General features: G+C 38.4%; 18 protein-coding genes. 7 read left to right on the top strand and 11 right to left on the bottom strand.

What is annotated here, in order from left to right:
- Positions 1 to 855 precede the first annotated feature (855 nt).
- Positions 856 to 1,002, top strand: coding sequence for a hypothetical protein (locus tag C9J46_RS21780; RefSeq protein WP_233217736.1), 147 nt, complete (start codon positions 856 to 858; stop codon positions 1,000 to 1,002).
- 49 nt (positions 1,003 to 1,051) lie between these two features.
- Here C9J46_RS21780 and C9J46_RS09415 read toward each other — a convergent pair whose 3' ends face one another.
- From C9J46_RS09415 to C9J46_RS09400, 4 genes are all read right to left on the bottom strand, one after another.
- Positions 1,052 to 2,326: a GlyGly-CTERM sorting domain-containing protein gene (locus C9J46_RS09415; protein WP_233217734.1), complete on the bottom strand. Its 1,275-nt coding sequence runs from the start codon at positions 2,324 to 2,326 to the stop codon at positions 1,052 to 1,054.
- Positions 2,327 to 2,508: 182 nt separating this feature from the next.
- Positions 2,509 to 3,813 carry an inosine/guanosine kinase gene (locus tag C9J46_RS09410; RefSeq protein WP_107208173.1) on the bottom strand — a complete coding sequence of 435 codons (1,305 nt, stop codon included), beginning with the start codon at positions 3,811 to 3,813 and terminating at the stop codon, positions 2,509 to 2,511.
- A gap of 297 nt (positions 3,814 to 4,110) precedes the next feature.
- Entirely contained in the window at positions 4,111 to 4,809 is a 699-nt protein-coding gene (locus C9J46_RS09405; protein ID WP_107208174.1) for a DUF2786 domain-containing protein, read from the bottom strand.
- A gap of 228 nt (positions 4,810 to 5,037) precedes the next feature.
- Positions 5,038 to 6,282 (bottom strand): NADH:ubiquinone reductase (Na(+)-transporting) subunit B, encoded by a 1,245-nt coding sequence (locus C9J46_RS09400; RefSeq protein WP_107290811.1) that lies wholly within the window; start codon positions 6,280 to 6,282, stop codon positions 5,038 to 5,040.
- 207 nt (positions 6,283 to 6,489) lie between these two features.
- On the opposite strand from C9J46_RS09400, the gene C9J46_RS09395 reads away from it, so the two are divergent.
- Positions 6,490 to 7,455, top strand: coding sequence for a hypothetical protein (locus C9J46_RS09395; RefSeq protein ID WP_107290810.1), 966 nt, complete (start codon positions 6,490 to 6,492; stop codon positions 7,453 to 7,455).
- A gap of 174 nt (positions 7,456 to 7,629) precedes the next feature.
- Here the strand turns inward: C9J46_RS09395 and C9J46_RS09390 are convergent, their stop codons facing one another.
- From C9J46_RS09390 to C9J46_RS09380, 3 genes are all read right to left on the bottom strand, one after another.
- Entirely contained in the window at positions 7,630 to 8,715 is a 1,086-nt protein-coding gene (locus C9J46_RS09390) for a methyl-accepting chemotaxis protein (RefSeq protein ID WP_107290809.1), read from the bottom strand.
- Between the two features lie 285 nt (positions 8,716 to 9,000).
- Positions 9,001 to 9,489 carry a CIA30 family protein gene (locus C9J46_RS09385; protein ID WP_107290815.1) on the bottom strand — a complete coding sequence of 163 codons (489 nt, stop codon included), beginning with the start codon at positions 9,487 to 9,489 and terminating at the stop codon, positions 9,001 to 9,003.
- Between the two features lie 80 nt (positions 9,490 to 9,569).
- Positions 9,570 to 9,842 (bottom strand): DUF3081 domain-containing protein, encoded by a 273-nt coding sequence (locus tag C9J46_RS09380; RefSeq protein ID WP_107208178.1) that lies wholly within the window; start codon positions 9,840 to 9,842, stop codon positions 9,570 to 9,572.
- A 178-nt stretch (positions 9,843 to 10,020) separates the two neighbouring features.
- Between C9J46_RS09380 and C9J46_RS09375 the strand changes: the two genes are divergently transcribed.
- A complete protein-coding gene (locus tag C9J46_RS09375) occupies positions 10,021 to 10,335 on the top strand; it encodes a heavy metal-binding domain-containing protein (RefSeq protein ID WP_107290808.1) in 315 nt (104 codons plus the stop codon).
- Positions 10,336 to 10,455: 120 nt separating this feature from the next.
- Here the strand turns inward: C9J46_RS09375 and C9J46_RS09370 are convergent, their stop codons facing one another.
- Positions 10,456 to 10,902, bottom strand: a complete 447-nt coding sequence (locus tag C9J46_RS09370) for a DUF411 domain-containing protein (protein WP_107208180.1) — start codon at positions 10,900 to 10,902, stop codon at positions 10,456 to 10,458.
- Between the two features lie 81 nt (positions 10,903 to 10,983).
- Positions 10,984 to 11,421 carry a hypothetical protein gene (locus C9J46_RS09365; RefSeq protein WP_107260293.1) on the bottom strand — a complete coding sequence of 146 codons (438 nt, stop codon included), beginning with the start codon at positions 11,419 to 11,421 and terminating at the stop codon, positions 10,984 to 10,986.
- Positions 11,422 to 11,642: 221 nt separating this feature from the next.
- Between C9J46_RS09365 and C9J46_RS09360 the strand changes: the two genes are divergently transcribed.
- A complete protein-coding gene (locus tag C9J46_RS09360; protein WP_105060270.1) occupies positions 11,643 to 12,002 on the top strand; it encodes a helix-turn-helix transcriptional regulator in 360 nt (119 codons plus the stop codon).
- Between the two features lie 47 nt (positions 12,003 to 12,049).
- Here the strand turns inward: C9J46_RS09360 and C9J46_RS09355 are convergent, their stop codons facing one another.
- Positions 12,050 to 12,763 carry a phosphatase PAP2 family protein gene (locus C9J46_RS09355; protein ID WP_107260295.1) on the bottom strand — a complete coding sequence of 238 codons (714 nt, stop codon included), beginning with the start codon at positions 12,761 to 12,763 and terminating at the stop codon, positions 12,050 to 12,052.
- 356 nt (positions 12,764 to 13,119) lie between these two features.
- Here C9J46_RS09355 and nagE point away from each other — a divergent pair, with 356 nt between their 5' ends.
- The 3 genes from nagE (at position 13,120) to C9J46_RS09340 (ending at position 16,675) form a co-directional block, all read left to right on the top strand.
- Complete coding sequence (gene nagE, locus C9J46_RS09350) at positions 13,120 to 14,505, top strand: N-acetylglucosamine-specific PTS transporter subunit IIBC (protein ID WP_107208183.1); 1,386 nt, start codon at positions 13,120 to 13,122, stop codon at positions 14,503 to 14,505.
- A gap of 183 nt (positions 14,506 to 14,688) precedes the next feature.
- On the top strand, positions 14,689 to 15,366 hold the full coding sequence (locus tag C9J46_RS09345; protein ID WP_107208184.1) for a response regulator transcription factor: 678 nt from the start codon (positions 14,689 to 14,691) through the stop codon (positions 15,364 to 15,366).
- A complete protein-coding gene (locus tag C9J46_RS09340; RefSeq protein WP_107208185.1) occupies positions 15,347 to 16,675 on the top strand; it encodes a HAMP domain-containing sensor histidine kinase in 1,329 nt (442 codons plus the stop codon). The genes C9J46_RS09345 and C9J46_RS09340 overlap by 20 nt, the downstream gene beginning before the upstream one ends.
- A gap of 84 nt (positions 16,676 to 16,759) precedes the next feature.
- Here the strand turns inward: C9J46_RS09340 and C9J46_RS09335 are convergent, their stop codons facing one another.
- On the bottom strand, positions 16,760 to 17,485 hold the full coding sequence (locus C9J46_RS09335; RefSeq protein ID WP_107208186.1) for a DUF3581 domain-containing protein: 726 nt from the start codon (positions 17,483 to 17,485) through the stop codon (positions 16,760 to 16,762).
- Positions 17,486 to 17,731: the final 246 nt, after the last annotated feature.

Genomic DNA, 17,731 nt, shown 5'->3' with positions numbered 1-17,731 from the left:
GATAAAAAGAACGTAGAAAATTGTCGTATAACAGCTTCTTTTTCTAAACAATAACATCATCATCGTATGTGACTTTCAACTAATTGATAGCATTCAGACTGTTCTGAAGAAAGAACGTTGTTGTAACATCATAAAAAGAAACTAAATATTATTTTTCTGTTGCGCGCTCATTCATAGGATTTCGTCATTTATTAAATGGTTTCAATTGGTTGATTGGTTGATTGGTGTTTTTTATTTTTCCTCTCTTATTTATGTTGAACGAGCGCAATGTAAATAACAAACAAGCTATGGCGAGCTAAAGCGTAGGCATATCTACGTATCATCAATATTGGAATTGGCAAGGTTTTTAAAATAGTATTCGTAATTAATTTAAATTATTACCCCTAATATTTTGTTATCTCGGTTATATAGGCTAAGTTATTTATTAAATTAAACATTAAAATATAACTTTGATTAACAGAAGTAAAAAAGTTATATAAAATGCTAAAAAATTAGAAAATTTTTCATATGAAAGCACTGGTTACTATATTACTACTTAAAGTGATTAAATACAGGAAATAAAATCACCTGTGTTTATCTAGTTAAAGACGTTTTCTTAATTTTAAATAAAATAACGTGAAGTTCTATTAATTTTTCTACTGTCGGAACGCCATATCCAGTGTCTGATAAGCGTATATGTAATGCGATTTATAAGGGTTTATTAGCATTTATTAAAATAGATGAAAGCAAATAGTATTGAAGCACTATTAAAATGCTTTCTTTGCCGCAAGCTTACTAGGAACCGAAGTGTTTGTATTAACAACATCGTTTACGACTTATTTAACTCGATTGATTTCAGAAGGGACAATGCGGTCAGTGGGGAAGCTGGTAAACCAAAATAAATCTCAGTTGATTGTTGAAGCGGCGGTTTATGATGCCGAAAATAGAGAAATAGGGCGAGGTAGTGGCGTCTTTGTGCATAGTAAACAGCAACTTGTTGATGTAAATGGTTATGGTCTATAAGTGGCAAGCCGTTCCTAATGGTTAGGAACGGCTTGTTGTAATTAAAAAATTAATTACGACGTCTGAAGAGCAATAGTGCAAGGCCAAATAGACTCAATAGACCTGTGCTACCGCCGCCGCCGCCGCCGTCATTTCCATTATCTGGTGCTGGTGTCGGTGTTGGTTCTGGCTCTTTGTCTTTCGCACAACTAGCTAGCGTGTCTTCAGGCGTTTTAACGGTAAAATCGAGTTGGTTAGATGAGCCAAGTTTCTCTCCCCATCGTGTACCAAGTTTTAACGTTCTTTCACCATCATCACAAATCGCATCAGTAGGTGCTGGATTGACAAGTTGTAGAGATACCGTTTTTGTGGTTTCGTTCGGTGCAAACTCAACACGCTTTGCCAGCTCTTGATAATCGGTTGCTGGCACAGCGGTGACCGCATCTGAATAAACCTCAATCGAAGCAGCTTGAGACACGTCACCATCACGTGTCACCGTGATAACTTTCTCAAATTCTGACGATTGGTTTTCATCCAAAGAAATAGTGACATTACCAATTTTTGCTAAAGGTGGTACATCAATCCAGTAAGCTGAGTCAGGATTAGATATTATTTCCTTTAAGACTTTCGCATTGTTGGCGGTAGCTGTACCACACGCTTCGCCACCTCGTGTTACGTTGGGATCCGAATAGAACTCATTCAAATCAAACTGATTGTAATTGAGGTCGGCACTCATGATGGTCGGTTTTCCGCCACAGCGCCATGCGTAATTGTCGTCTTTAAAATGTGACTGTGTGTGCTCGTACTCATGTCCAAGGTTGTCAACATGCCCCCACTCGTGCGCAAGCAACGTTGGGAGAGAGCAGGCTTCGTTAAATACGCTGACGGTGTGGTAACTGGTTTGCACACCACACTGACGGTCAGCAAGGTTGCTGTTGATTACAAGCGAGACGACTGAGGCACCGTATTTGCGGCGTATTTCATCAAAATCACCAATTGAAAAACTATCAGCAACTTCTGCTACATTATCGCCTTCCAATTTCATTGGAATGGCGGCAACAATGTTACGGCGGTATTTGATGTTGTTGATGTCGTGAGCTTTATTCGCAATGGCGGTTTGCTGCATCAAATATCGATTTAACTGCTCAGGTTTGATGCTTGGATCGTAAATAACAAGAATGTTACTCAGTGGGCCGTCGTAACCATTTTCAACTTGGGCGTTGTAATTTTGGATTTCATAATTCGGCCAATTTTCAGGAAGATTGTTTGCTGAGAATGGTTGCATTCCTGCGAATGTGGGGGCACTTAATAAAGCCGATAACGACACGATTAATATTTTATTCATTGTTTTCCTTAACAATATAGACTGCAATTTTATAAAGTAATCGATAAATTCAAGCCTAATTAACAAAATATTAACTTTCAATAAAGTGGCAAAATTTTGCGATGCACTTATCACATTGAGTTAAATACAAATAACAAAAAAGGAGCTAATTAGCCCCTTTTTTAAACTATTACAAATTGGAATTAACGTTCCCAGTATGCTTCTTCTAAACAGTCTTCACGCTCTGGTAGGCCATGAGATAGGCGAGGTGCGTGTTGGATCAATACTTCATAACTAACACGGTTAGAGTACTGGCAAATCTGAGAGAAAGACGAATACGACAAGAAATTCGCAGTGTGTTTCGCAGAATTAGGTACATTAACCTTATGGAAACGGTTAGCAGACATATCGTGTAGAAGTGCAGAAAGCGCAGCATCACCCGCACCATTTGTGTTTTTGATCTCAACAGGGCCACCAAGGTAAGGGGCAATGTGAGAGTAAACACGAATTGGGTTTTCACATGCACTTTTTGCCATTGGGCGGCTGAATTCGTATTTATTGAATTCTGGGATCTTACCCGGCAGAAGCGGCAGTGATGATTCACGCTTTAATGAATCTTCGGTGTAACCCGCCATGTATAAACCCGCAGGACCGGCAGTACACAAAACCATATCAACCCAATCAAGTGCTTTATCGGCAGCCGTCAGTGGATCTGTTTCACCGGTTAGTGCTTCAGCTTCTTCTTCGTTCATCGCAACACAGGTGACGTGCTCTTTTAGAAACTCAATCCACCATTCGCGCTTATCTTCGATAACGTATTTAGTCCCCATCGTCAGTACGACTGGCACATTATACTTTTTCGCGTATTCGATAGCTTTCAGTGCCGCATCTTTCATTGGATCTGTTGGCTTACCACGAACAAGGTAAGTTGATAGCACCAATGCAGAGGCTTTTTTGAATGCAGATTCAGGAATACTTTCTGGACGAAGTTGGTTCATTTGACCTTCGTTAATCGCGAAAGTACGTTCACCATCTTCACTGATAAGCGTGTAACAACGACCGATAGGGCCATTGACAGGCTGCAGGTAATCTAAATCCATACGGCTAGAGGTGTTACATAAATAGCGGTAGGCGTATGAACCGATTTTTAGATCTTGGCTCATTACACCAAGCAGAATTGACTTATCATCAGCTAATACAGAGTAGTTGTGCAATGTATTACCAATGGTATCGCCAGGGTATTCGTGGCTGATAAGCTTACGATCTTTTAATTCTTTATAAAGCAGTTCAGCTTTATCTTCATCAAGAACGACAGATTGTCCCTTAGTAAGAGCATGTCTGGCTAAGAAGTCATCGTCAACGCGAGCTTCAATATCAACTATGGTTTGACCTACACCAATTAGATGTGATTTTGCTAATGGATTGTCTTGTTGAATTTGAACAATTAATGGATCGCGGGCATTGACAGGAAAGTAATGTTTTGACTTACGTTGACCAGGAAATTTCATGTCTTGATGGCTATGGAATTAAGGGATTTTGATTTATTCTAACATAAAAACGCGACTGGAATCTCATTTCTTTGAAATATCGTGTTTATAGTTGTTCTTTTGCTGTTTTTTTAAACGAGTCAAATAAAGTTAGATAAAAAGAGGCTAATAACTATGCTTTTAAGCTATTTATCAGCGATGTACATCGATTTGTGATAGGCGTGAAATGGTAGCTATATTAGCGATTATGGTAATTTATAAATTAAAAAGTTATAAAAAAAGCCACATTAGCAGCTTTTTTACGAGAAAAGGATAGAATCAGTTAAGTCTTTTTAATTCTTCTTGTGCTGATTTACCACCGACAGGGCGGCTAACCGAAATGGAACGGCCTTTTTTCATCCCTTTTTCATAATCATCGGTGAGTGCTTTCATTGCTTCCTGTAGCTGTTTTTTAAACGTTTCACGATCAAGGTTTTCAAATTGTTTATCAATGTAGTTCGCCATACGTTGATCATGGTCATCGTCTGTCGTTAACTCCGGCAGTTTTTCCAATGCACCTTCAAGCCAACCTGCTAGGAAAGAGTTTACACGTCGTGTGACTTCCTGTGTGCTAGTGCCAGAACCGGCAAAACTATTTCTAAATTGTCCCGTTTGTTGGTTCATTTCACGATATACAACATCAAAAGCAAAAGCGGCGAAAATTGCGCGCTCAGCCATACCGATGAATTCCGCTTTTTTTAAACCTTTATAATTAGTTAGTACACATTCCACGCCAAATCGACGGTTAATACCACGGATTATTTTTAATATCTGTGCGCTTATATCAGTTGGGAGTAAGGTTTGAGATTTTGTTTTGCCCATTTTGATGAATTCAATATCGTCTTTCTCAAGACCATATTTGAGCATGAGGCGATGGGCCATACGAATAGCTTGCGCGGCTTCATTAACGTTAGCCGAGTTACCTAACTCAAGGCATTTTGCTATTTTCTTTAGCGCCTTTCGCTTTTGTTCAGACATTCAACATACTCACGATTTAAAACAGGGCACGTATTTTACCGCTTTAGTTGCTATTACATCAAGCGTAACGGCTATTAATAACGACAATTAATACTAAGAACCTAATCTTTATCATAACAACATACTGTAACGATAATTTCTGTTGATATATTTTTCTTATTATCTGATTACACGAAACGAAAGATTATCGTGTAATCAGATAGTTGATAAGGGTATCAGTGAAGGTATCTATTTTAATGCCGCCCGTTTAGCACGGCGTTTAATATTTCCTGTTTTGGTCATAAAATCGAACAGTGGCGCAAACAAGTTGGCAAATAAAATAGCGAGCATGATACCTTCGGGATAAGCAGGATTTAGCACGCGAATGAATATGGTCATCACACCAATTAAAATGCCGTATGCCCATTTCCCTTTATTGGTAAATGCGGCAGAAACTGGATCGGTTGCCATAAAGAAAGTACCAAAAGCGACACCTCCAATAACAAAGTGCCAATAGAAGGGCATTGAGAACATGTAATTAGTATTTGAACCAATGGTGTTAAGTAGTAAGGAACTCCCTGCGAGGCCGATGAAAACACCTAGTACAATTCGCCACGATGCGATTCGCATAAAAATTAAGATGACGCCTGTTAGCGCGATAAATAGGGTTGAGACTTCTCCCATTGAACCGGGAATATTACCAATGAAAGCATCAAACCATGAGATAGGTTGCCCCGTCATATTATTCGTCAGTGCATTTTGTCCACCTTCATACCACTGACTGAGTGGTGTCGCCCCTGAATAACCATCTGCTGCAACCCAAACAGCGCCTCCAGACATATTTGCAGGGTAGGCGAAGTATAAAAAAGCACGACCGGCGAGTGCTGGATTTAAGAAATTTCGACCCGTACCACCGAAGATCTCTTTCGCGACAACAATACCAAAGGTAATACCTAGCGCCGCTTGCCAAAGTGGAATAGTTGGAGGAAGAATAAGCGCAAACAATATGGAGGTGACGAAGAAGCCTTCATTCACTTCATGCCGCCGAATAATGGCAAACAATACTTCCCAAAAGCCACCAACTATAAAGACAGTAAGATAAACAGGGAAAAAGTAACTGGCACCAACTAAGAGATCGCTGATCCAACTTGATTGCTGAACGGCGTCAAGAGAACCCCATATCCAGCTAAGTCGCCATGAGGAATCCAATGCTTGCTGAGCCGCCGTCGCATCAAGTCCGTATAACAACGCATGACTAGATTGTTGCCCAATATTGTACATACCCCAAATCATGGCGGGAAAAACAGCTAACCAAACCATGATCATAATGCGTTTTAAATCAATGCTATCTCTAACATGAGTAATACCTTTGTTGACCTGTCCAGGGGTATAGAAAATAGTTTCAACCGCCTCAAACAAGGGATAAAAGGTTTGGTATTGTCCACCAGGTTTGAACTTTGGTGATAGCTTATCTAAATAACGTTTAAGACTCATAACACACCCTCCTATGATGTATTACGAGCGATCGCTAAAATAGATCGCTTTTTGAGCAAGTAAACGCCTTTCTTTATATCTAACACCTCTATATCTAATGAAAGATAAAATCAGATTAGCCATAAACAGCGACTTTAAGTATAAATAGCCATACAAGGTTGAGATCATGTCAACTTCAACGATTACCACAACAATGAGTACTCCCATATGACGACCGATTATGTGTCGATTGATGTGCCTTTTGAGTTTCGTCATACCTGTTGGTTTTGTGGCGAACCTTATTATGAAAGCCATGCATTTATGGCAAAGCCTAATTATGATGGCCAATCTGCACCTATCATGGTGCCTTGTTGCCAAGAGTGCTTTGGTTTTACGAAAGAAATTAAAGCAAGTGGCCTTGATATTTTACGCGATAAAGTAAAAGAGAAACTGCATAAGAAGTATCAAAAGCATTTACAGATTGGTGTTAATTGGACTAAGCAAGAGCTTGAAGAGTGTGAATTTGAAGGCAAAGCACTTGAAGGTTTTCGTGAAAGCGCATGGGCAATGTTTGAAATTGCCAAAGAGCGAGTCAATTACCGTGGATGGGCGGTAAGTATTGATGGTATTCCTGTTGAAGGGCTAACAACAGCGTTCCAGTTTGAATTTGATGGCATTGTATATACCAGTTTAAATCATGCAGTGATCCAGCTGGCGACGGCATATGCGATCCCACAACCCTATTTGGAACAGGTCATTGAGTTAGTCGGACGCGATAAAATGGCGTATGCCTTACGTTTTTGTAAAACAAGCTACGGTTATTCAAGTGCTGAAATTGCGGCAAGTTTAGCGAGTTTACGAGCATTGTTAGCGGAAGAAAAAGCCAACAAGCAGATTGAATCTAGCAGTACTCGTTGTAAAAATAAAAAAGTCGCTATTTCGGAGGTCAAAGAGCTGATCTTACATCGCACGATGATTTCACCTTATGCCATTCAATGGGCGCTAGAGCATGGTGCAACCACCTTGCAATTATTAGCAGAACAAGAAGAGGCGTTTTTTGAGCATTTTAATAAAGAATCTGAATTAACAGCCTTTACGTATTTTAATGGCTTACAGATTTACCTTGAGCAGCGAGAGATTGATCCTGAGTGGGTCGTTAATTCTGATCCAAATAAGCAGCTATTTGAATCTTAACTGAGTAAATGATTTCCCATCAAAGTGCTGTAATGGTGAGAGGGCATTGTTGCGCTCTTTAACCTATCTGAACAACGGTGTATAGCATGTAAAAAAGCTATACACCGTTTATATTTGAGGTAATCTTTAGCACTCGATATAAACACAAGAGTGCAATTAAAATAACCTAATCAACTAGCTTTGTGTTATTTCGTGCATTAAATTGTCGATTTGGAGAACTACTTTTTTACTTGCTTCTTCCATAGCGTTTATTGCCGTTACTACTTCTGACATATTGCCCGATTTCGCTTGGCTCATCGCTTCACGCCCCATTTCATGAACCGCTTTATGAGGCTCTTCTATTAATGCATAGCTTCTTAAATGGCTAAATGCTTTACCTTCATCATGGTAATACCATTGACCTAAACGACACTCCGAGTGGCTATTAATAACTTCATTAAATGCACCACGCTGCAGGAAGCTGTAAATATTATTTTTCCAAATGGCATGATCAAGTTTTACCGTATCTAAAAAAGCACGCGTTGATGCAATATGAATAACACGCTGCATATGTTCAGATTGGCCAACCACTTCATTAACAATAGTACCGATTTGAGCAGAAGAAGCTGATACTTCTTCAGCACAGGACTGGTTTTCATCAATCGATGATTTTATCTCATTCACTTGCGTAAGTACTTGGCTAACAAGAGTGTCAATCTGCTCGCTGGCTTCGCTTGCTTTGCCTGCTAAATTTCTAACTTCATCGGCTACAACCGCAAAACCACGCCCAGCTTCACCCGCACGAGCAGCTTCAATAGCGGCATTGAGCGCTAACAAATTCGTTTGGTCAGAAATTTCTTTAATCGTTGATACAAGGTGAGAAATAGAAGTGGCGGTGGTATCGAGTATTTTTACAGAGTCTGTACTTTGAGTGGCCTGAGAGCTGATGTTAACCGCACGAGTATCAAGGCGTGAAAGTGCCTGATGGGTTTGTGCAAACATTTCGTCTAGTTGTTGTAGCTGATGGTTTTCGTGTTCCATAGATTGAGCACTTTCAACCATCTCATTACGGATCGTTGTAAGCATGTCGCCACCTTTTAAACTGCACGACAATAACTCATCACTTTTATGGTTATCCTGCTTAGCCGATTGAACTAATTGTTGAGTTTGTTGAAGTTTTTCTTCTAAGGCGGTGATATCAGCTTGATACTTTTCTTTAAGGTCTGCTAACTCTTGCTTTAGCGCTTTATTTTCTGTTTCTATTCGTTTTCGTCCAAACATTGTTATCAAACCTTTATTTATACAGCCGTGAAATACAATCGATCTTCCATAGTGAAAGTAATACTGAGTATTAATAATATTATCTGAGAAATACGGCACTTATACCGTGACTTGTTACAAATATTTAAAGATTGTGAATAAAAAACGAAATGATAAGTTGTTACCCGTTAATAATCAAATAAGTGGTTGTAAAGGCTTTATAAGTAGAACAAGTGAAACATCTTCATAAACCATTTAGCGAAGACTGGCTAATAAAATCCCTATATTATTATGTGTTAGTGAGTTTTATTTAAAATTAAGAAATTCAATACTCTGAACTTTCAAGACGAAAGGGAGTGGTGTTTTATCAGCAATTAAAAAGCCAATTTGTTTGATATCTTGTGCGACAAGTTCGGGCGCGCCAATCAGTAACCTTCCTCTAAACACAGCTTTAAAGTCATTAAAGTTAAAAGTTTTGCTTTGTTGTTGCCCTTTAATCGTTTCGAATTCATGTTTGTAGTTAATAGGGTAACCATCTTTCCTCGTCGTAAACCGTAATTGATATGTTCTACCATCACCAATATAAGTCAGATTCACAGCGTTAATGTTATTAGTTAATGGTGCTACTGTTCTATTTACCGAGCTAAATCCGCCATTGTTATCTAATGATAGCTCACCAGTAAATTGACTTACGCTGCCATCATAGGTGAATTGCCCAGTAGAAATACCACCCATCACGTTGTCGTTTACGGCAGACCAACGTTCGTATTCTTTCGGACTGGTAAAATCCATCATTTTTAATTCTGAACTCCATGCTTTACAAGAAATAATCGTGGCGATAGTGATGATAATAGATAATAAATTCATACTAACACCTATTTGACCGTTTGCGTGTTATTGGCAATCAGTGATAAACAACGCTTAGTGAAGTCTACATAGTTTGCATGTTTCTCGTATTCAACTTTTAGCGAACCATGAAACATCAATGTGACCGTTACATCTCGATAATTTAGCCAGCAGGTGTAACCGTCATAGTCATGCCATGCGTATATATCTTCCAACAAGTATTTGCTATCTAGGGGGGTACCGATTGAGCGAATATGATCAAATACTCTAAGAAATTCTTTAATAGTAAGTTGACTTTCCATTTATCACTCCAACAATGTAGATATTAACTGAGTGTAGTTATCTTATTAAAAGAGTTACGATTTAATCATATGCATTGATCACCTAATGCATCATTACCATTTTAATAACATATGAGTGAGGGTGTTATTGTGATAGGTTCTCATTTATCACTGTTTCTAACGCAACGGCAGAGGCCATATGATTTACACAACAACGGAAACAATATCTGGACGTGAAATAGAGTCCTTGCTGGGCGTGGTCACTGGAAGTGTTGTTCAGTCAAAACATGTCGGCAGAGATATTATGGCAAGCTTAAAGAGTATTGTGGGTGGCGAATTGAAAGGGTATACAGAAATGCTAATGGAAGCACGCGCGGTTGCGACAGAGCGTCTAATTGCAGAAGCTGATAAACTTGGTGCTGATGCTATTGTTGGCGTGAGATATACCACTAGCTCTGTCACTGATGCCGCATCTGAAATTATGGCTTTTGGTACCGCCGTTAAATTAAAATAGTGTTAACTGTTGTGATGCAGTAATTCATTTGAATCTTACGGTAAGAATGTATAGGTTCTGTATGCAATACATTAAAAAGCCCGTCACAAGTACGGGCTTTTCATGCATCGCTAAAATCGATTACTGGTTGTGGCGTGACCAAACCATGGTGTTGCCATCCTTATCAAATGCTAACACGTCATAGGCGTCTTTTTGATCGCCATATTCCATACCAGGTGAACCCATTGGCATACCACCTACAGCAAGGCCAATCATACGCTCAGGCTTACTTTCTAAGAAACGCTTAATTTCAGTTGCTGGAATATGTCCTTCAAAAGTGTAACCTTCAATTTGTGCAGTGTGGCATGACGCATATTCAGGACGTAAACCTAATTTAATTTTAATAGGCGTTAAGTTTTCTTCGTACACCATATCTAATTTAAAGCCATTGTCTTCCATGTGCTTAACCCATTCTTTACAACAACCACAGTAAGGTGACTGGTAGTTAGTGCCAGTAATAGGTGTACTTGCTTGAGCCAATGAGGTAACAAATAAGCATGTAGCAGCAAAGATATGTGAAATTTTCATCTGTAAGTCCTTCAAGTTGCGCGAATATTGTCGCGCTAAATAACAAAATAAAGTGGTGGCAAATGCCGATTAGTTATTTCGTTAAACGAGAGGAGGCCTTAGTTGTGCTTCACTAAAATAAATAGGTGCGTGTGTTTGACTTGCATATAATTGCACGTCATTAACAATTGCAGAAAACGCAAACAAAGTTAACAGTGCTGCTTGTGTTTGTTTGCTCTTGCAATCATCGTCATTACAGCATGATGATTTTTCTTTAACAGTATCGTTGTGAGCCAGTGATATATCATCGATATCGCTCATTCCACAAGAGGAAAGCGTCGTGATGTTCGTTGACAACATAGGCATATCTTCATCGCAGCATTGATCTGGATGGACTGCTTCTTTTAATGGTGTTGTCATTTGAAGGCAGTGTGTTTGAGGTATTTGATCAAAGCTAATGGTGCGTGCAATCACAGCGTTAGTAAAAACACTGAAAATGATAAAGAGTGTGAGGATTGAACGACGACACAACGTGATCATATAAAAGCAGCATTCCTTACATAACATTAGCTTATAAATATTAATTATTAACAAGTATATATGAACATCATGTAAGTACAATAACGAGGTTGTAACGAGCTGTGTTATCGAAGCAGAGCTTAACGCGGTTTTGACATTAATACCTAGTAATTAGGCGTAAACTATTCTAACTAGAGGAAATGACTCTATTTTAAAATAAAAATGCGCTGTTAGGGCTAATTATGTTGTATACAGAAAAAGATCGTCAAATTTTGCATGACACATGGATGAGTTACAAAGCAAAAATGCGTATAACTCAGATTGAAATGGCTAAAAAGCTAGGCTTAACCCAGTTGGAGTTTTCAGATATTTTACGGGGATCTAAACCGATTGAGCAACAGTTCGTCAATGAGTTTTGTCGTCTATTAAATGTTGACCCTATCTTGATTTTACCGTCACTGCGAGAGCAAATGGCTTCAGGACAAAGCGCTAATTCATCTATTAAAAATACGTTTATTTTTGATGGTGAAATTACTAACGTAACGTATTCGGGCAATCAATTGATTGTTGAATACGAACACAAAGCGACACCTGTACAGTAAATTAATATTGTGTGAATGTAAAAGAGGGCTCTTGCGAGCCCTTTTTATTATTTCTCAGAATCTACTCGCCATTCGGGTATAAATAAATATAACACTGCTGCAGATAAGATTGAGCCCATTACGTCTGATGGGAAATGCATACCTAGCCATAAACGGCTAATACCCACACCCACGGCCCATGTTACAAGTCCACCAGCTAATAAATAGTGGCGAGTACGTAGTAAAAAGCCGCCCCAAAACAGAACGCAAATTGCAGCAAAGATTGTGTGTCCTGATGGAAATGAATAGTTTGTTTCAGCTTCCCAACTACGAATGCGCCATTTACTAATATAGGTAGATGCTTTTTTAACAACGTTTTTTCTTTCGCTTTTATTCAGCTGATAAAAGTTTTCAGGTGATGTGACTAAGTTTAAACGCTGTAGTTCATAGGTATAAGGACGAGGGATCGCGGTTTCATGCTTTAAGATTGTTTTCGCGCCAAAACTTAGTACCAACAAAATAGCAAATTGAATCCACAACTTAATGATTTGTTTTTTAGGTAAACGGAAAAATACCGGTAATAAACACAGCAATACGGTTGTGATAAGGAAGAAGGGTTTACCTGCCGTATCCGTTAATAAAGAAAATGATAAGCCAGCCGCATTATTAATGGGATCGCTTAACAGAGGTACTGGGAATATAGAGATAGCAATGAAAAGTGCTAATGCAAAAAAAGCTAATGCTAGATAGTTAACAAGTTTTTGAGAGATAAAAGACATCATGGTTAAAGTCAATCAGTAATAGGGTATGAGTAGGTTGACATCAAATTCTAAAGAAAGTGCCATAGAAATGATATTTTATTTTCACAAAGACGGCCAAATTTTGCGTCAAAGAGAATGTGTAATGCTATATAGCTATGATTATTTGCTATTGATTCTTTTCATGATAAACGTGAAAAACTGGAGAATTTATAAAACTGTGATGTCTATCACTCATAATTGTGCTTTTAGAAGCAAACATTAAGAATCCTTAATCTTTTGCTTAATTCCAATTAAGAATCAATGCGTATCATTAAGTTATTAAAACAATTTACTTTAATTTTAACTTTTAACTTTTAACTTTTAACGTGGAGAAGAGGATGAGCATTCTCGGACATTTCCAAAAGCTAGGAAACGCAATTATGTTTCCTATTGCAGTTTTACCGATTGCCGGTATTTTGCTGCGTATTGGACAACCTGATCTATTAAATATTCCTTTTATTGCAGCGGGTGGTCAGGCTGTATTTACCAATCTTGCATTACTTTTCGCAATGGGTGTGGGGGCCGGATTTTCGAAAGATAATTCAGCAGCAGCAGCGATTGCATCTGCCGTAGGTTATTTCATCCTGATGGCGGCACTTAAAACGTTAAACCCAGATGTTGATCCAGGTGTTGCTGGCGGTATCATTATTGGTGTTTGCGCAGGTCTTCTATATAACCGCTTCCATGCAATCAAATTACCTGAGTTCTTAGGCTTCTTTGGCGGAAAGCGTTTTGTACCTATAGTAACGGGTTTAGTTGCTTTAGTACTTGCTTACGCATTCAGCATTATTTGGCCTCCAATTCAAGATGGTATTAACCATCTTGGTCAATGGATCCTAACAAGTGGCGTACCTGGTGAGTTCGTTTACGGTGTTGCTAACCGTCTATTAATTCCACTTGGTTTACACCATATCTTAAACAGCATGGTTTGGTTTGTATTCGGTAGCTACACAGCTGCGGATGGCCATGTAGTAACAGGTGAAATCTCTCGCTTCTTTGCTGGCGACCCAACAGCAGGACGCATCCTAAGTGGTTTCTTCCCAGTTGTTATGTTTGGTTTGCCAAGTGCTGCGCTTGCATTCTATGTAACAGCGAAGAAAGAAAACAAGAAAGTGGTTGGTGGTATGTTGTTAAGTGTTGCACTAACTGCATTCTTAACTGGTATCACAGAGCCAATCGAATTCATGTTCATGTTCCTAGCTCCAGCATTATACCTAGTACACGCTATTTTAATGGGTGTGAGTATTGTTGTGGCGTCTTACCTGAATATCCACATGGCATTTAGCTTCTCTTCAGGCTTAATTGATTACATCTTGAACTACAACGCACCTGCTGCGCACAACTCATGGGAAATTATCCCAATGGGTCTTGTGGTAGGCGCAATCTACTTCGTAATCTTCGTTACTGTAATTAAGATGTTTAATCTTAAAACACCAGGTCGTGAAGATACGCCGGCTGAAAACTCTAACCCAGAAGACGATGCTGCAAGCAAAGCAGATTTAGCAAAAGCTTACCTAGCAGCATTAGGTGGTAAAGATAACTTAACTGATATTTCAGCTTGTATCACACGCTTACGCTTAGGTATTGTTGATCGTTCAGTTATCGATGACACAAAACTTAAACAACTTGGTGCTAAAGGTGTAGTAAATGTAGGTTCTAATAACCTTCAAGTCATCCTTGGCCCTCAAGCTGAAATTATTGCTAACCAGATGAAGTCACTTTAAGACGTTAGCATTAAGAAATTCGTGATTTCATAATTCCCCCTATGATCACGTTAAGCGGCCTACCTTTTGGTAGGCCGTTTTTTTGTCTTTAAAAAGTAAAGCCATGATCCTGTTACCTGAAAATTATATCTCTTATGTATATAATGCGAAAATAAGCGGTGAGAAGAAATGATTAGGTATTAAATGAAAGTTCTCGTTATTGAAGATGATGTCACTACGCGTGAATTTATTGCGCAAGGATTGCGAGAGCATGGCTTTGTGGTTGATGAAGCAGAGGATGGTCATCAAGGATTAATGATGGCAACAAGTTGTGAGTATCAACTGATTATTTTAGATCGAATGTTACCGATACTTGATGGTTTAAAAGTACTTGCAGCATTACGAGCAACAGAAAATGAAACCCCCATCTTAATCTTAAGTGCCATGGATAGTGTAGAAGACCGTGTAGCTGGTTTAACGGCAGGCAGTGATGATTACTTAACGAAACCTTTTGCTTTAGCTGAGCTCATTGCTCGTGCCAATATATTAGTGAAGCGCCATCAGTCTAGTGTGAATATTTCATCTGAATATAGCTATGACGATTTACGACTTGATATTAAATCTCATCGGGTATGGCGCGGATCTCGCGTATTAAATTTGCAGCAAAAAGAGTTCTTACTTCTGCAATATTTAATGGAGCATGCTGAAAGTGTGGTTTCGCGTATGAGCTTATTTGAGTCGGTATGGAGCTACCACTTCGATCCTAAAACCAATGTTATCGATGTACATATCGCAAACTTACGAAAAAAATTAGAAGAAGGTGGTGAGCCCAGTTTGATCCATACCGTACGAGGTGCAGGTTATGTCTTACGCAGGCTCTGATCGGTTATCGCGTTCGAGTATTCTTAAAGTTCTACTCTATTTTATTTGTTGTGTTGCTATTATATTTATACTGTTTATTAACCAAGTTTATGTTAATTCAGAAACTATTTACAATAAACAGTTAACAAAAGAGTTAAATATTGAAATGACATTGTTTGAGCGTATGGTTCAAAAAGGTCATATTAATGCGATTCCTGATCTTGTTAAAGAGCATCAGCAAATCCAAAATGAGCTTGAATATAGGATTATCAACAGACCAGAGATGAATACTACGCTATCGTATCCAGCAGTATTATCAGATACCGAGCTTAGTGTTAATCACCTTCAAAAGACATTAAATTTACCTAATAATAAGATGCTTATTATTAGTGTTAATCCTGAAATAATGCGCTCATACCGAGAAAACATGACACCAATGTTAGTTTCAGGCATTGTGGTTCCCGTGATTTTGATGCTTGCGGGCGCTCTATTATTTGCAATTTCTATTTTAAGGAAATTAGAGCGTGTTAACCATGGTATGAACCGAGTTAGCCTTGGCGAAAAAGGGGTGAAACTCCCAGTCAGTAAAAATGATGATGAATTTGATGTACTGACTATCCACCTTAATTTTCTTATTGAACAAGTCGAGAAAAAAGAAGAGTCATTAAAGGAACTCTCGGTTGGTATGGCGCACGATTTGCGTACACCAATTGCAAGAATGAAACTTCGGCTTGAAAGCTTACTCGAAAAAGATACGACACCGTTTACCAAAGACTTAGAAGCTTGCCATGATGATTTGGAAGTACTCCTTAGCATGTTCAATGGGATGTTGGAAATTTCTCATATCAACACGGGGAAACATAAAATTGATAAGCAATGGGTAAGTCTATCTCAAGTTTGCCAAGATGTTGTTGATTTTCTATTGCCTATTTCGGATGAAAAGAAACAAGTTTTATCATTTCGTGAGGACGAGCCATACCATGTAAAAGGTGAACCTAGTTTACTCTTTCGTGCCATTTATAATGTGGTTGAAAACGCGATTAAATATACACCTGATGAAGGAAGTATTGATGTTGTCGTCGATCATTTTGGTGTGGTAGTGATTGATAATGGAATTGGCGTATCGGATGAAGATAAAGGACGCATTAAAGAGCCGATGTACCGTGCTGATAAAAGCAGGACGCATCAAGGTTTTGGTTTAGGATTATCGCTTGTTGAAGCAGTGATGAAACGTCATGGTGGCGATTTGGTGTTTAGTGATAATAATCCTGGTTTACGAGCACGATTATATTTTCCTTTAAAACATGATCATAGAATAAATGATCATTAAGTAAAAGCCCGCTAATGGCGGGCTTTTTGAAATACAAAATATGATTTTTTCTGTTTAAACTTTTTCTGTTTAAACTTTTTCTGTTTAAACTTTTTCTGTTTGAAGATTATTGTAGTGTTCTTTTTTTGCGTTGAAACGAGAAACCAAATCATCGATACCATCTTGGCAATAAGGCTTTAAGCCACTCATCAGCATACGCTTACGGCCAGTACCCACAATCTCTCCATTTTCTTTAAAACAGAAATTCAGCGTTACGCTGCCACGTTTGCCATCAACATCAATATTTGAACTTGTTAGCTCTACATGGGGTGCTGTTAAATCTAGTCGGCAGAACTCAAGTTCCATGCTTTCGTAAATAACTAATGGTCGAGCAGGGTTGATCATCATGTCTTTAGATTTCATCAAAGGCACCATGATATGAGGAAAATTCATTCCTGAAAATTGAACGTAACTTTTAGTTATTTGAGCAATTAAATCTTGGTTATGGGTAATTTCACCAGAACGTGCAAGATGAAGAAATTCCTTACCTTTGCTATCGATTAATGATAAATCGGTATCGGATTCGGCTAAAATACTCAGTTCTGTACTCTCATTTATCATACCTGCAAACGTCACACGCATTTTTTGGCTGATACCAACATTGGCAAGTAAGACAGAAAAAAGTAGATCACCAGGAACACAAAAGCGCTTATTATCTGGATCGTGAATAGGGTTGAAGTCACCCGCAATTCGTTTTGCAAAATCACTTGCTTGTTCACGAGTAAAAGAAAACTGACCACTTTTATCTGAATAGTATGTATCTAAAAACATGTTACGTATGAATACCTAAAATAGAGACTGCGCCTATTCTACAACATAAAATGTTGTGTAATGGTCTAGCCAGATGAAAAACGAGTTGTTCTTAACTTATGTGTAAATGCAAGTGCTTCTATTCACCATTGATATTCAATGATTGTGAATAGTATACAATGCCATATTTGTTCTAGTTTAATTATATAGGAATGTTTACAATATTTTATGAAAATTTCAATAAAACATATAATCTTGATTGCATAA

It is taken from the genome of Photobacterium sp. GB-36 (assembly GCF_003026135.1).
Lineage (GTDB): Bacteria > Pseudomonadota > Gammaproteobacteria > Enterobacterales > Vibrionaceae > Photobacterium.
The sequence above is the reverse complement of the archived record's forward strand: the minus strand, read 5'-3'. Positions and strand labels throughout refer to the sequence as shown.

What these genes read in the sequence shown, in the direction of transcription:
- C9J46_RS09415 (WP_233217734.1), bottom strand. Translation starts at nt 2,326, where the DNA reads ATGAATAAAATATTAATCGTGTCGTTATCGGCTTTATTAAGTGCCCCC.
- C9J46_RS09410 (WP_107208173.1), bottom strand. Translation starts at nt 3,813, where the DNA reads ATGAAATTTCCTGGTCAACGTAAGTCAAAACATTACTTTCCTGTCAAT.
- C9J46_RS09405 (WP_107208174.1), bottom strand. Translation starts at nt 4,809, where the DNA reads ATGTCTGAACAAAAGCGAAAGGCGCTAAAGAAAATAGCAAAATGCCTT.
- C9J46_RS09400 (WP_107290811.1), bottom strand. Translation starts at nt 6,282, where the DNA reads ATGAGTCTTAAACGTTATTTAGATAAGCTATCACCAAAGTTCAAACCT.
- C9J46_RS09395 (WP_107290810.1), top strand. Translation starts at nt 6,490, where the DNA reads ATGACGACCGATTATGTGTCGATTGATGTGCCTTTTGAGTTTCGTCAT.
- C9J46_RS09390 (WP_107290809.1), bottom strand. Translation starts at nt 8,715, where the DNA reads ATGTTTGGACGAAAACGAATAGAAACAGAAAATAAAGCGCTAAAGCAA.
- C9J46_RS09385 (WP_107290815.1), bottom strand. Translation starts at nt 9,489, where the DNA reads ATGATGGATTTTACCAGTCCGAAAGAATACGAACGTTGGTCTGCCGTA.
- C9J46_RS09380 (WP_107208178.1), bottom strand. Translation starts at nt 9,842, where the DNA reads ATGGAAAGTCAACTTACTATTAAAGAATTTCTTAGAGTATTTGATCAT.
- C9J46_RS09375 (WP_107290808.1), top strand. Translation starts at nt 10,021, where the DNA reads ATGATTTACACAACAACGGAAACAATATCTGGACGTGAAATAGAGTCC.
- C9J46_RS09370 (WP_107208180.1), bottom strand. Translation starts at nt 10,902, where the DNA reads ATGAAAATTTCACATATCTTTGCTGCTACATGCTTATTTGTTACCTCA.
- C9J46_RS09365 (WP_107260293.1), bottom strand. Translation starts at nt 11,421, where the DNA reads ATGATCACGTTGTGTCGTCGTTCAATCCTCACACTCTTTATCATTTTC.
- C9J46_RS09360 (WP_105060270.1), top strand. Translation starts at nt 11,643, where the DNA reads ATGTTGTATACAGAAAAAGATCGTCAAATTTTGCATGACACATGGATG.
- C9J46_RS09355 (WP_107260295.1), bottom strand. Translation starts at nt 12,763, where the DNA reads ATGATGTCTTTTATCTCTCAAAAACTTGTTAACTATCTAGCATTAGCT.
- nagE (WP_107208183.1), top strand. Translation starts at nt 13,120, where the DNA reads ATGAGCATTCTCGGACATTTCCAAAAGCTAGGAAACGCAATTATGTTT.
- C9J46_RS09345 (WP_107208184.1), top strand. Translation starts at nt 14,689, where the DNA reads ATGAAAGTTCTCGTTATTGAAGATGATGTCACTACGCGTGAATTTATT.
- C9J46_RS09340 (WP_107208185.1), top strand. Translation starts at nt 15,347, where the DNA reads ATGTCTTACGCAGGCTCTGATCGGTTATCGCGTTCGAGTATTCTTAAA.
- C9J46_RS09335 (WP_107208186.1), bottom strand. Translation starts at nt 17,485, where the DNA reads ATGTTTTTAGATACATACTATTCAGATAAAAGTGGTCAGTTTTCTTTT.